The organism is Vibrio fortis, assembly GCF_024347475.1.
In the GTDB taxonomy this organism is placed as follows: domain Bacteria; phylum Pseudomonadota; class Gammaproteobacteria; order Enterobacterales; family Vibrionaceae; genus Vibrio; species Vibrio fortis.
In genome coordinates, this window is sequence record NZ_AP025489.1 from 28742 (window position 1) to 42831 (window position 14090).

Annotated in this window: 11 protein-coding genes and 1 pseudogene; 10 read left to right on the forward strand and 2 right to left on the reverse strand. The window is 43.1% G+C overall.

The window, feature by feature from the left end; genetic code table 11:
* Positions 1 to 48: 48 nt before the first annotated feature.
* The 4 genes from OCV50_RS22070 (at position 49) to OCV50_RS22085 (ending at position 2676) form a co-directional block, all read left to right on the forward strand.
* A complete protein-coding gene (locus OCV50_RS22070) occupies positions 49 to 546 on the forward strand; it encodes a GNAT family N-acetyltransferase (RefSeq protein ID WP_261905392.1) in 498 nt (165 codons plus the stop codon).
* A gap of 115 nt (positions 547 to 661) precedes the next feature.
* Positions 662 to 1087 (forward strand): bifunctional diaminohydroxyphosphoribosylaminopyrimidine deaminase/5-amino-6-(5-phosphoribosylamino)uracil reductase RibD, encoded by a 426-nt coding sequence (locus OCV50_RS22075; protein WP_261905393.1) that lies wholly within the window; start codon positions 662 to 664, stop codon positions 1085 to 1087.
* Positions 1088 to 1168: 81 nt separating this feature from the next.
* Complete coding sequence (locus tag OCV50_RS22080; RefSeq protein WP_261905394.1) at positions 1169 to 2134, forward strand: D-2-hydroxyacid dehydrogenase family protein; 966 nt, start codon at positions 1169 to 1171, stop codon at positions 2132 to 2134.
* A gap of 125 nt (positions 2135 to 2259) precedes the next feature.
* Positions 2260 to 2676, forward strand: a complete 417-nt coding sequence (locus tag OCV50_RS22085; protein ID WP_261905491.1) for a GNAT family N-acetyltransferase — start codon at positions 2260 to 2262, stop codon at positions 2674 to 2676.
* A 230-nt stretch (positions 2677 to 2906) separates the two neighbouring features.
* Here the strand turns inward: OCV50_RS22085 and OCV50_RS22090 are convergent, their stop codons facing one another.
* Both OCV50_RS22090 and OCV50_RS22095 read right to left on the reverse strand, forming a co-directional pair.
* On the reverse strand, positions 2907 to 3932 hold the full coding sequence (locus OCV50_RS22090) for a zinc-binding alcohol dehydrogenase family protein (RefSeq protein WP_261905395.1): 1026 nt from the start codon (positions 3930 to 3932) through the stop codon (positions 2907 to 2909).
* 157 nt (positions 3933 to 4089) lie between these two features.
* Positions 4090 to 4380: a putative quinol monooxygenase gene (locus tag OCV50_RS22095; RefSeq protein ID WP_150873240.1), complete on the reverse strand. Its 291-nt coding sequence runs from the start codon at positions 4378 to 4380 to the stop codon at positions 4090 to 4092.
* A gap of 394 nt (positions 4381 to 4774) precedes the next feature.
* Here OCV50_RS22095 and OCV50_RS22100 point away from each other — a divergent pair, with 394 nt between their 5' ends.
* From OCV50_RS22100 to OCV50_RS22125, 6 genes and pseudogenes are all read left to right on the forward strand, one after another.
* Positions 4775 to 5692 (forward strand): LysR family transcriptional regulator, encoded by a 918-nt coding sequence (locus OCV50_RS22100; RefSeq protein WP_261905492.1) that lies wholly within the window; start codon positions 4775 to 4777, stop codon positions 5690 to 5692.
* 25 nt (positions 5693 to 5717) lie between these two features.
* Positions 5718 to 5846, forward strand: a pseudogene (locus OCV50_RS22105) (GNAT family N-acetyltransferase); the annotation flags it as partial.
* Between the two features lie 104 nt (positions 5847 to 5950).
* Positions 5951 to 8803 carry an HD-GYP domain-containing protein gene (locus OCV50_RS22110; protein WP_261905396.1) on the forward strand — a complete coding sequence of 951 codons (2853 nt, stop codon included), beginning with the start codon at positions 5951 to 5953 and terminating at the stop codon, positions 8801 to 8803.
* 105 nt (positions 8804 to 8908) lie between these two features.
* Complete coding sequence (locus OCV50_RS22115) at positions 8909 to 10546, forward strand: ABC transporter transmembrane domain-containing protein (RefSeq protein ID WP_261905397.1); 1638 nt, start codon at positions 8909 to 8911, stop codon at positions 10544 to 10546.
* Entirely contained in the window at positions 10543 to 12693 is a 2151-nt protein-coding gene (locus OCV50_RS22120; RefSeq protein ID WP_261905398.1) for an ABC transporter transmembrane domain-containing protein, read from the forward strand. The genes OCV50_RS22115 and OCV50_RS22120 overlap by 4 nt, the downstream gene beginning before the upstream one ends.
* Positions 12686 to 13999 (forward strand): HlyD family type I secretion periplasmic adaptor subunit, encoded by a 1314-nt coding sequence (locus tag OCV50_RS22125; RefSeq protein WP_261905399.1) that lies wholly within the window; start codon positions 12686 to 12688, stop codon positions 13997 to 13999. Before OCV50_RS22120 ends, OCV50_RS22125 begins: the two co-directional genes overlap by 8 nt.
* Positions 14000 to 14090: the final 91 nt, after the last annotated feature.

The following is a 14090-nucleotide window of genomic DNA, read 5'->3' on the forward strand; positions in this document are numbered from 1 at the left end:
TAATTTTATAATAAGCAACCATAAACTAGTAAGTAAGAAGTCGTGATAATGGAAATTAGAACAGGGAAGTTAGCTGATGTTTCGAGCATTACGGATATTTTCAATTATTACATTGAACATTCTAATGCTCGCTTTGAGGAGTCCCCGCTGTCATTAGACAATCGAATGAAGTGGTTCTCCCAGTTTGAGCCAGATAGTAGACATCAAATCTATGTGGCGAGCGATAACGGTAAGCTTATAGGGTTCGCTTGTTCCCAACCATATAGAGCTATGGCTGCCTTTAATGAAACTGTAGAGGTGACGGTTTATCTGGCGCCGTTTATTCAGGGGAAAGGGGTTGGTTCTAAGCTTTATGAGAAACTATTTAGCGCCATCCAAGCTCATGGTGTTCATCGGGTTTTATCAGGTGTCGCCTTGCCGAATGAGGCTTCAATAGCGCTACATAAGCGTTTTGGTTTTAGAGAAGTGGGTGTCTTTAATGAATATGCAAAGAAGAACGGTGAGTACATAAGCTCGATGTGGTTAGAAAAGATATTTGATGAATAATTCGATGGCGATTCGAAGTTGGTTAAAAAGGGAAAGTCGAGATTTTAATTACAACTCAATGTGTTAGATTAGCTCTCATCGAGAGCAATTTGAATACTGAGAGGCGCAGAATCTAATGGACGAAACATACATGCTTAGAGCGTTACAGATTTCTAAGCAAGCCCTGCCGATGTGTATTCCTAACCCGCCCGTAGGCTGCGTTCTAGTTAAAAATGACAAGATTGTTGCTGAAGGTTACACACAAGCCGTGGGTGGTAACCATGCCGAAGTTGAAGCTCTTAACGCTTATCAAGGCTCGGCAGAAGGTGTGACTGCCTACGTTACATTAGAGCCATGCTCATTCGTAGGTCGCACTCCTGCTTGTGCCCGTACATTAGCGCAGTTTGGTATTAAGAAAGTCGTCGTGGGTATGTTGGATCCAGATCCTCGAAATAACGGACGTGGAATTGAAATATTAAAACAAGCTGGTGTCGATGTTGTCATCGGTATTTGCGCAGAACAGGTCGCAGCTCACCTCGGGCCTTATCTCAACCAGTCTTAGGAATCCCACAGTCTTATCAAAACAACATCCCTAAGTGGCTAGCGTTAGTAGAAAAAGAATTATAACGATAAGGAGAAAACCGTGAAAATATCAGTATTGGATGATTATCAAAATGCAGTTCAAGATCTTGATTGTTTTGGTTTGCTAGAAGGGCAAGATGTCACTGTCTTTAATGAGACCTACTCAGAACAAGAATTGGTTGAGAAGTTGGCGAATGTCCAAGCTCTAGTTCTGATTCGAGAACGTACCCAGATAACAGAATCGCTCTTATCTAAACTCCCAAACCTTGAAGTGATCAGTCAAACGGGCAAGGTAAGCAACCATATTGATGTGCAGATTTGTGAAAAATACGGAGTGAAAGTACTAGAGGGTCGCGGTTCGCCAGTTGCCCCTTCAGAACTCTGTTGGGCACTAATAATGGCAGCAAGTCGACATATTCCTAGCTACACATCAAATCTTGCAAATGACCAGTGGCAAAGCTCAGGTAGCTTAGGGCTTGGGCGAACCTTAAAAGGGCTGAAGCTGGGTATTTGGGGGTATGGCAAGATAGGGCAACGAATTGCTCAATATGCAAAAGCGTTTGAAATGTCAGTTGTAGTATGGGGAAGCCAAGCTTCGCGAGACTTGGCAAAATCACATGGCTTTGAGGCCTCTGAATCCAAACGCGCCTTTTTTCAAGAAGTGGATGTTCTGTCTCTTCATCTACGTTTGAATGAGGTAACGCGAGGGTGTGTTACGGCTGAAGATCTAAGAACAATGAAGTCAGATTCCTTGTTTGTGAATACCAGTCGTTCAGAGCTTGTCGAGCCTGATGCACTGTTTAACGAACTCAAATCCAATCCGAGCAAACGAGCGGCTGTCGATGTTTTTGATTGTGAGCCCGCAACTAAAAGCACAGAGCCTCTGCTTTCTCTACCTAACGTTACAGCGACCCCTCATTTAGGATATGTAGAGCAAGGAAGCTACGAGCTTTATTTTAAAATTGCGTTCGAAAATCTCATGGCATATATCTCTAAGAATAGAGCGCTTAAAGAAGCGTGCGATTGATGGAGTCACATGATTAAGTTTGAATAACTTAACTGCGAATAGATTAAGCATTTATAGATTCATTATATTTGGCACTTTTGTAAGGTGTTTAGGTTTAAGTAAGGAAATAAGTCGTGTTACGAGAAATGGAAATCTCAGACTATCAGCAGGTCATGAACCTTTGGTCTGAAACGGAAGGTATGCGATTAAGGGAAGCAGACTCCGAAGAAAATATCGGAAAGTATCTCGAGCGTAACCCAAACCTGAGTTTTGTTGCTGTGCAAGGAGACGAGATCGTTGGGGCGATATTGGTGGGAACTGACGGTCGTCGTGGGTATATCCAACATTTAGCCGTATCGAAGGCTTGTCGTGGTCAGGGGATTGGCGCGAAGCTTATATCAAACGCAGTGGACGCATTGTCATCCATCGGGATTGCTAAAACCCACTTGTTTGTCATCAACGATAATCTGAATGCACAAGCGTTTTATGAAAATATAGGTTGGTACCCACGTGATGAGGTGCGTATGTTTTCATTTAATGCATCGACGGTAGGCAATATTTAGATAGCTAAATGTCAAAAAGGTCGGGCGTGATTTGTTTATCGAACTTTAGCTTAAATGTCGCTCCGAACGTTATATTTAAGTGATGTTGTCAGGCGTAGTGGCGTGGTTATGAGGCTGAGTTCAGAGCGTAAACCTAGTGACAAGCAAAAGAGCCACAATTGAGTGGCTCTTTTGCGTATTTGGACATTTCTAACGCAGAGGAATGGGGCTTGGTTATTACTTACAATACCCTAATACTTGATCGCAGTTTTGCCGATTGAAGCACTACTTTCGATACGTTGGTGCGCCTCTTTGAGCGTTTCAACACTAAAGCCATTCAATGTTGTCGTTAGTGTAGATTTAATGCGGCCAGCATCGATCAAGTTTGCTACTTGGAATAAAATGTCTTGCTGCTTTTGGATATCATCCGTGTCAAACAGTGAGCGTGTAAACATTAACTCCCAAATAAAGCCTGCGGACTTGCCTTGAAGTGCTGACAAGTCGATACCACCATCGAACTCAACGATTGAGCTGATTAAACCTTGTGGAGCGATAAGTTCTACCATCGCATCCCAGTGTCCTTTGGTATCGGCCACATTGAAAATGTAGTCGACATGTTTGATGCCTTGTTCACGAGCGGATTCAACCAAGTTACGGTGATTGACGACATGATCTGCGCCCATATCTCGCACCCATTGTTCAGTTTCTGGTCTTGAGGCTGTGGCGATAACAGTCAGGTTAGTAAGCTGTTTTGCTAATTGAATCGTAATAGAGCCTACGCCACCAGCGCCGCCAATGATCAGTATCGATTTTTTCTCTTCTGGGCGAATACGGAGTCGGTCAAATAGAGCCTCCCATGCAGTGAGTGTTGCTAACGGCATCACCGCAGCAGACTCATCAGAAAGACTCTTTGGCGCATGAGAAGTGATTCGGTAATCAATAGCTTGATATTGCGCATTTGCACCCATGCGTGTCACGTCACCGGCATAGTAAACTCGATCACCAACCTCGAAGCCGTCAACGTTTGATCCTTTGGCGATAACTTCACCGACAGCGTCGTAGCCTAGCACTTTCGGTTGCTCTAATGTCTTATCTTTGGCATTACGAATACGGATTTTGGCATCTGCCGGATTAATAGAAGTGGCACTCACCTTAACGAGTAGGTCGTTGTCTTTTACTTCTGGAATATCGGTTTCAAACTCAAACAGACTGTCTTGGTCTGTGATCGGAAGTGATTGAGTAAACCCTATTGCTTTCATTTTTATTGGTGCTGTCATGGTGCTTCCTTTTGACTGGGCGGAGTGACTTCAACCTAATTTTTAAGTCGTGATCAACTCAATTTGGCCAATTCAATATCAAGTATATTTATTTGATATGTTGTGAAAGGGCCTAAACGATGAGCTATTGAGCTCTAGTGCCTTAGAAATTTAATAACTAGGCAATGTGTGTCATTTCATTGAGTGTAAAGCTCGCGACTGCGCCCTCAGTGGCTGCCATGTATTCTGCAAGATGGGTGTTGTTCATATGTGTTTGCCACAGCTCGCGTGATTCCCAGTTCTCGTAAAACAAGAAGTGCGCTGGGTTTTCATTGTCTTGGTGCAAGTCGTAGTTGATACAGCCTTCTTCTGCACGAGTGATCTCAATCAGTTTAAGTAGCTCAGCTTTCACTAGGTCAATTTTGTCTTCATTTGCCACAATGTTTGCAACAATAGTTAATTTAGTCATGTTATTTTCCTTTGTATGTTCAGCCCTGAGTAGACGGTAACTTAGATAAAACAAGAAGTTATAGAGTCTCAAAATTGGTTACATAGCGATCTGTTAGCTCAATGAGTGTAGCTAATATATCGCCATTGGTTTTCTAACGGTTTTTGAAACACTATCAAAAAGTGTTTGTTAATTTATCGCGCTGTCGTTTATCGCTATTGAAGGTAAATGGGTATTCCCATATGAGGCGCTTCGTTAACATGACGTAATCTTAGGTGAGTAATTGACAATTAAAAACAGCCTCGAATTTGATTAATTATCAAATAATATTTGATAATAACGATCCTCTATTCTATAAATATTGAGCGTTCATAGCGTGTTCCTACTCAACTTAATCAAAGAATGAGGCTTAATGATGTTGTTAGAGGATTTGAAGGTTATTTTGAAAGTTGCCGAGTTTCGCAGTATTACCGCTGCTGCAACTAACCTTGATATGCGAACAGCAACGGCCAGCGCGGCAGTAAAGCGCGTGGAAGCATCGTTAGGGGCTGAGCTTTTCGTTCGTACGACACGCCACTTACGGCTATCGGCGGTGGGAGAACGTTATTTACCGCAATGCGAGGAAGCGCTGAAGATGCTTGAGCAAGCGAAAATGAACATGCACGAAGAGCTCGGCATTATTGATGGTGAAATTCGTATCGCATTGTCGTCGGACCTAGGACGAAATCTCATTACGCCTTGGTTGGATGAATTCTTGTTGGAATATCCGAACGTCTCACTTCGGTCCAGTATTAGTGATAGTAATATCGACTTCTATCGTGACTCGGTTGATATGGCCCTGCGTTATGGTTCTCCAACTGATGCCAACATGTATGGTTTTAAGATCTGCGATGTTCCTAGAGTGCTATGCGCAAGCCCTAATTATCTCGCTGAGCATCAAGCACCGATGCAACCCAATGATTTGTTAGACCATAATGCCCTTTTTTATCAGTTACATGACGTGCTTCAGAATGAATGGCAGTTTAGTCATAAAGAAACCACTCATAAGGTAAAACTAACAGGAAATAGGGCTTCCAATGATGGTGATTTGGTTAGACGTTGGTGTGTGGCTGGTAAAGGTGTTGCTATTAAATCATGCCTTGATATGTCCGACGACCTGCTCACGGGAAGGGTGGTCAGTGTTATGAAAGACTACAAACCTACTCCTACTGAACTTTGGCTAGTATGTCCAAGTCGCCAATCTATCACTCCCACCGTTCGACTGTTGAGAGATTTGTTCAGAGAGAAGACCAGAAACATTCTTAGCAAACTGGCCCAGCAAGGCGCGATTTAGTAGAGGTTTAATCGTTACAATAGCCGCGTCGCTGGTTGATACGTTAAGCTTTCAAGCACGGCCGTTTTACGAAAAACACCACTATGAATGCCAAATGGTATTAGAAAATTACCCATTGGATTCATCGCTTTCGTTTCTTACGAAAAAGCTGTAAATAGCTTGGGTTTCAATAGATAAGGTAACTAAGAAACTACACGCTTAATCAAATTAGAGACTATGTTTTTATATGTAGATAACCATCTAGTTGGGTAAGCGATAATGAGACAGAACACAAAAGCGTTACCAATACACATACATTTAACGGTAATCATCATTTTGATTGTCGTTATTGCATCAGGCGTTCAGATTTTTGTTACCAATAAAGGTTTATCTACACTCATACTAGAAGCTAACAGCAAACTGTTTGATCGTATTGAACTTGAAACTCGGTACAAACTCAACAGTCATTACAGTACGGCATTTTCCGATTTAAGTTCCTTCGCTCATAATGAGAAAAACCAAGCAGCGACTCTAGAGGGTAGAGAAGAGTTGCTGCCAAAGATCACTTACCTTCTAGAACAGTTCCCACACATCGTTTCCTACTCCTTTCATTATCCATCAGGTGATTTATTCAAAGTTATTCACCTTGACAAGAAAGCGGCTCGCAAGCAATTCACAGTAGATCAAAACACTCAGTATTTGCTGATACATACTATGGGTGACAGTCTCTATACCAAAGGCTTGGATAGTGAGTTTCGAGAAGTATACGTCAAAGACTTAAATATCGAGCCGTTATTAAGCAATATTTCTAAATGGGAACACTTGGCAACCCGTGATGCAAATAAGGTATCAAAACCGACTCCTATTTTAGGGGAAGGCTCACTTGGCATTACTGTTTTTAGAAAGAGTAATGATGGCACCGTTGTGAGTGCAGGAGTGCTCTTGGAGGATCTACAATCATCTTTGAAAGATACGCTCATGACTAATTCATCTTTAAGGGCATTATATAATGATGAAGGTGATGTTTATGCGATGATTGCTAATCAAAACGTAGCTGAACCTGATAATCCAAATAAGACAGACCTCAAGAGCGATTTGCTTTTAAAGCTACTTGATGAAAATAGAGAGCAAGATAAAGGGATACTGGGAAAGTTTGAATTTGAAGGAGAGAGCTGGATCGGAAAGGTCGTGACAATCAAGCCTTTGAACAGTGAGCACATTCATTTGCTAATGGCGACCAAAACTGCGGATCTGTTTGATAGCGGTTTGTTAGTTAAAAACCAAACAATTTACGCGTCTCTGCTCATCTTCATTCTTATGTTGCCAGTCATTTATTTGGTATCCACTTATATATCCAAACCTATACAACGAGTAACAAAAAGAGCGTTAGACATAGAACGTTTTAGATTTGATGATACTTTCTTGGAAGATAGTTTTATCAGGGAGATTCATGATCTTAACTACGCTCAAATGTCGACTCAAGAAACGATTAAGCAGTTTATTTCATTAACTAATAATATTGCTAGACAAGAAAATCTAGATGACATGCTTAGTTTAGTATGTCGAGATACCGCTAATGCTGTTGAAGCTAATGGAGTCTTACTTTACTTACTGGATGTCGAAGAAAAAACCTTGGTCCCGAAGTTTGTCTGGTGGGAAGGCATTGAGAATGACAATTTACAAGCTAAGGACATTCCGGTTGCAGATGCGAGCCGATTTATTCAAGAGGTTTTCGTAGCAAAAAAACCAACGGTCTTTAGTGTGGATGAGCTTCCTCGTATTACATTTCAAACTAATGGAGTGGGTGACGGAGAAGTGATTTTTATTCCGCTGGCATCTCGCTCAGGAGAAGTTATCGGCTCTTTTGGTCTATTGTATGAGAATGACAAAGCTGAAGAGTATTATGAGCAATACGCTAACTACTTGAACACGCTGTTAGGTTTTACTTCAGTGACTATCGAGACACACAATATGCTTGATGATCAAAAAGCATTGTTAGAATCATTTATTCAGGTGTTTGCAGGGTCTTTAGATAAAAAATCTCCATATACTGGGAATCACTGTCAAAGAGTTCCGATCATTACACAGTGGTTAACGCAGGCAGCACAAGAGTCTGAAAGTGCAGTATTTGGTCACTTCAGGCTTAACTCAAAGCAATGGGACGAGCTAAAGATGGCCAGTTGGTTGCACGACTGCGGCAAAATAACGACCCCAGAACATGTTGTTGATAAGGCAACAAAGCTGGAAACCATTTACGATCGTATCCATGAAATTCGAACGCGCTTTGAAGTCCTAAAAAGGGAGAGTGAAATCGGCTTACTCAAGCAAAACATCTCTCACTTACCAAATGAATTTCATGAGCAACTAGCTCAACGCCACGCAGAAATTGATGATGACTTTGAGTTTATCGCCAACCTTAACCTGGGAAGTGAGTTTGTGGATGATGAAGCGCTCAAACGTCTAGAAGAAATTGCTAACAAGACATGGACTCGAACCTTAAGTAAAACTGCAGGTATTTCTTGGGTTGAGAAACAACGTTATGAAGAAGATATTGAACTGCCTGTCCGTGAACCGTTATTAAGTGACCGCCCTGAACATTTTATTCCATGGGATTTTCTTCCAACCAACGAAGAGCGGTTTACTCTCAAGCCTACAGCTTACCAAGCTAATATCGGCGAGGTGTACAATCTATCGATCCAGCGAGGGACCTTAACCAATGAGGAAAGGTTCATTATCAATGACCATATCATTCAAACGATACAAATCCTTGAGTCCCTTCCTTTCCCCAAACATATGCGTAATGTGGCGAAGATCGCTGGTGGACATCATGAAAAAATCGATGGGACGGGCTACCCAATGGGGCTCAAAGGTGAAGAAATGCCGATTACGGCTAAAATTATGGCCATCGCAGATGTGTTTGAAGCACTAACAAGCTCGGATCGACCATATAAGCAAGCCAAGTCATTGTCTGAATCGATTCGAATTATGAGCTTTATGGTTAAAGATAATCATCTAGATCGAGATCTGTTTGAGTTATTCCTTACCTCAGGCGTTTATAAGCGCTTTGCGGATGAATTTATGGCTGAAAGCCAGATTGATACGTTCGATATTCAGCAATATATCCGCAAATAGAGTGGTGATTGTACTTAGTTTTTCTATATTAAATTCAGCTTGTTACCTTGCAGAAGATGAAAGTATGTACCAATCTTATTTCATAAGCATGGATAAGGATTGTGTATGCCTGAAACGTCAGTAAAAAACAGAGGGGTAGTAGGAAAAGTCTTACTGCCTTCTTTACTTATTAATCTGTTGTCGTTAGCCGTTCCATTAACGGTTCTCCAGATCTACGATCGTATTCTCCCCAATCAAAGTTATGGTACGGCCACACTGCTATTAGCAGGGGCGACACTAGCCGTAGCCATGGAAGCTCTCATACGTTTTGTTCGCACTTGGCTTTTGTCTGCGGCCGCCAGCAATACTGAAAAAGCGACTTACCAAACCTTAGTTGAAAGGGTGACGACTGCTTCATCAGGCCATCTTCGTAAGCTAGGAGTGGGGGGGATTGAAGAGGGGTTAGGGTCGGTATCCAAAGTTAAGGATTGGTATTCTGGTGGAATAATCTCTGGCTTTATCGATTTGCCTTTTGCATTGATCTTTTTAGGGCTGGTGGCTTATATCGGCGGTGAGCTAGTGGCGATACCTTTGGCAGTTTGGCTCATTACGCTTGGTATTGTTTGGCTGTCTTCTATCCGCGTGAAAAGTTTAAGTGAAGAAGCTTCTAAAGATGAGCAGGAGAGAAAAGCCTTCTTGATTCTCCTTAGTCAAACTATTCAGGGTATTAAGCGTCAGGCTGTTGAATCTCGAATTTTTAACCAGTTTAAATCACTTAATAATGTTCGTTCTCAATCTAAAGCTAAAGAGGAAGAACAGAACGCGTTTGCTCAAGAATGTATTCAGCTCGCTGCACTCGCGACTTCTGTTTTGTTGGTGATCACTGGCAGCTTGTGGGTATTGGATGGTCAATTAACCACGGGTGGGTTAGCAGCATGCTCCATTTTATCGGGTAGAGCTGTTGCGCCTCTCAGCGCGCTGGTTGGGGTTCGAATTAAGCTTAATTCAATCCATAGTGCTAATCAGGCAATAGGAAAATTAGAAGACTTATCACTGTCTGAGTCTGCAGGTTCCGAGCTTAACTTATCTGACTTTGAGACTTTAGAAATCAAGCAAGCCACTGTTGAAAGATATGGTGAACTCATTAGTGCAGATGTGAGGCTAAATAAAGGCGAACTGGTGCTGTTAGAGAGTGAAGATCGCCACACCAATAGTCACTTGCTGTCTTCGATAGCCGGGATTGATGATTTAGCCGCGGGTGAGTGCCTCATTAATGGCGAAGCCCTTTCCATTGCATCTGTCTCTCAAGTCACTGCTTACTGCGGGGTAAAAGGGCAGTTAGTCGCAGGTACGATTCTGGATAATTTGTGTGGCTTTGATCCTGAGAGAACACAAAGCGCCAATGATTACGCTGTGCGTTTGGGGTTAACCAAAGAAATTACCCGTTTACCCGATGGGTTAGAAACACAAATTGGTCATACGAGTGCTTCTTTGTTAAGTATGGGTAATATTAAGATGCTCAACATTGCGGCTCAATTAGCGAGTGGCAAGCCCGTTATCATGCTAGAAAGACCGGATTCGTCGCTCGATCTCAATGCTTTCGGTAACCTTGTTAAGGTGCTGGAAGAAGAAGTCTTGGCAGGGCGCACCATATTGATGGTGAGCTATCATGCAAAACTTCGCGAACTCGCGAGTCGAACAATTACTGTAGCAAACGGTTCGATTGCCGAAGACAGTTCTAATCAGCAGGAGGTCATTGCATGAATCGTTTAGATGCTAATCGCCATGGTGGAACAGACGGTCAATATGAGTCGATGAACCGACTGGAAACTGAAAGCCTTTCTGTGCTCAAGGCGTTGGAAGTAAATGCAAATATCCAACTGTTCGCTCGCCAATGGGTTGATGAGAACGGCATTGAATCAATAGATGATATGTTTGCCCTGTTTGATAGGCTTGCATTGCCATATCGCTTGGTTGCTAACCTAGATGAGGTAGGCGATCACAAATTAGTTCTCTTGGTTCTTGGTGAAAATGAATTGGTTTCTGGGCACTTGGAGTCAAAACAGTTTGTGGCTGTTGATGGCAATGAAGACGTTTCAGGCATTCCTCAGTTTTGCATTGTGATAGAAGGGGCTCCATTGGAGAAGGCTTCTACGGATTGGGTTGGTGAACGGTTACATGCTTTTCGTCCTATCATTCCTAAATTGCTTTTGGTCAGTTTTATCACTAATTTATTTGCTCTTGCAGTGCCATTTATCACGATGTCGATCTATGACCATGTTATCGGTGGCGATGCTGGGCATGAACTGCAAGGAATTGCCATTGGTGCTGCCTTGTTGTTTGTGATGATGGGCTGGTTAAGAACATTGCGCAGTCGAGTGTTTGCTTCTGTGTCTAACCGAGTCAGCCGCGAGATATCTCAATCCCTTGTGCAGCGACTATTAAGAAATAGCTATGCTCAAAACCAGCAAACTGCCTCGTCTAGTCAACAAAACCAAGTGATGTTGTCTGAGCGCATTTCAGGTGTGTTATCAGGACCACTCGGTAATGCGTTGTTTGATTTGCCTTTCATTGCCATTTTTGTCCTTGCGATAGGTGTGCTGGGTGGCTGGTTGGTGCTGGTTCCAATCGTCTCTTTGGTTCTGTATTACCTGTTAGCTAAGCGTTCGATACGTACGAGTAGTAAGCGCTCAATGCAATCGACGGTCGCAGGCACTAATCGTCAAAATATGACGAATGAGCTTTCGTCGAAGCTTGCTTTTATTCGCAGTGCTGGATTTTCAGAACATTGGATCCAACGTTTCCAAAAGGCCAATCTGCTTGCCTCTACGGTGACGTTTAATCAATCGGTTCTGCAAAGTCGATACACTTCTATTTATTACTTTATCGGAGTCGGCTCAACGTTGGCTATCATGGGCTTAGGGATTGGACTTATTTTTGAACAAGTGATGACGCCCGGTGGTTTGATTGCATCAATGATGTTGATTTCCAAAGTAACTGGGCCTGCGCAGGTGCTGGCAAACAGTGCGATGCGTTTTAATAGCTTTAATCAATCTAAGCTGCAGGTAAATCGTATTCTGTCTCAGCCGTCTGAACGTGAATTCAGTTACCAGCATCATCCATTGCCGACTGCAGCACCTAATTTGAAGCTAAATCAAGTGACTTTACGCTACCCTAAACAGAGCCGCCCTGCATTGAATGGGGTGAGTTTTGAGGTTGAAGCAGGCGATATTGTGGCGATTACTGGCCCTTCAGGCAGTGGCAAATCGACATTAATTGAAGTGTTGTCTGGCTTACAGCCTATTCAAAACGGCATGGTAGAACTCGAAGGCGTAAACCTTGCTCAATACGATCCGCAGCTCTATCGACACTGGTGTTTCATTCGTGCGGCTTACCCCGATTTACTCACCTTGAGTATTCGAGAGTGGTTGAGCGATGGACATAAAGTTGAAGAGCAGAAAATGATCTCTGCCATTGATAAGGTTGGGGGTACGCGCTGGTTCGCCACATTATCAGATGGGTTGGATACCTCTATCAGTAGCATACAGCCAGATAGCTTATTTGACATATTGTCAGGCGCTGTCGCTCAGATCCTCATTGACGCGAAAGCTTTGGTGCACGACTACCCAATGTTCCTAATGGATAACCCGGTGCCTGATGGCCATCCCAATGCTAAACGTGTATTCGGTGAGTTCTTGATGGCGAAGAAAGGACAAGCAACGGTGATTTATACATCGCATGACCCAGACTTGATTAAGCTCGCTGATAAAGTCGTGGTGTTAGATGAGGGTGCTGTGGCTTATGCAGGGCCTCTGGAGCAGCCATCAGAGTCTCAAGAGCAACCGTTATCACACGCGCAAGAGTTACCACAGGAAAAAGCAGAGTCAAAGCAAGGAGTCGCTAATGGCTAAAAAACCTATCGAGACGGGCAAGCGTTACGGTGAGCTTGTTGAATCACAAAATACAACTCGAACATTGGCACTGGCGACATGGTCAGTGGCCTTGTGTGTTATTGCTTTTGTCACTTGGTCTGTGGTTACTCAAGTTGATGAAATCGCTAAAGCAAAGGGCGCGGTGATTCCTGAGGGGGAAAAGCAAGTATTGCAAAGCGCCATCGGCGGCAAGTTAAAGCAAATTCTCGTTAAAGAAGGTCAACTAGTCGAGAAAGGGCAGCCACTTGTTGAATTTGACGCTACCTTCCAGCGTACAGCTCTCGAAGAATTGAAATCACAACAAGTAACCTTGCTCGCGAGTATCGAACGTATGAACGCGTTATTGGATAATCGTGAACCGAATTTTGGGGAGTTTGAAATTGATTTCCCAGACATCGTTAGCCAACAAAAGGCGCAGCTAAATGCTCAAAAAGGGCTCTACTATCAAAAACGCATTGTGTTGGAAAAGGACAGTGAGCAAATAGCAGAGCAGCTTCGTGTCGTAGAAAAATCTCTACCTAGCTACGAAAAAGAACTAAGTGCCACTAAGCAAGAACTGAATATCTTGGAAAAAGGCTTTAAAGCCGGGAACATCTCTCGATTACGTGTGCTTGAAATGCGTCAGAAGCTGGCGAGCATAGAGCAGAAAATTGAGGAAGCACGCGGTAAGAAGTCGGTTCTTATTAAGCAGGCGGACAGCAATGAGCAAAAAATCGAACAGTTGCTTGCAGAAGCCAAAGCAAAAGTCAGTGATGATCGCTCCAAAGCAGTATCAGATCTGTCTGCACTGAATGCACGAGTGCGTTCAAGCCAAGCGAAATTGACGAACACCATGTTAGTGTCACCGCTACAAGGTCTAGTGCAAAGCCTACCAAGTACGCAGAACGGTGGCGTTATTCAACCGGGCGGGACAGTGGTTGAGATTGTTCCTGTCGGTGGTAAAGCGGATTTTAAAGCTCGTTTATCTCCGAGAGATATTGGTTTCGTAAACGTAGGTCAGCCAACTCGAATCAAGATTGATGCGTTTGATTACAGCCGCTTTGGTGCTTTAAAAGGGGAGGTTGAAAGTATTTCACCGACCACAAGCCAAAGTGAACGAGGTGAAATCTATTATGAAGTGGTGGTGTCTGTGGAAACGCCATACTTTCGTGATAACCCTGAAAGCTTTTCCATTCTTCCCGGTATGACGGGAGAGGTAGATATCACGACGGGCGAGAAGTCGGTATTCCAATACCTATGGAAGCCAATCTACACCAACATCAGTGTTGCATTTGGTGAAAGGTAACTCGAGAATCACAATTGTTCTTTGTTCAGAATGATACAAGACACAACCATTAAAAAGGGAGCACATAGCGTGCTCCCTTTTGTTTACTTTA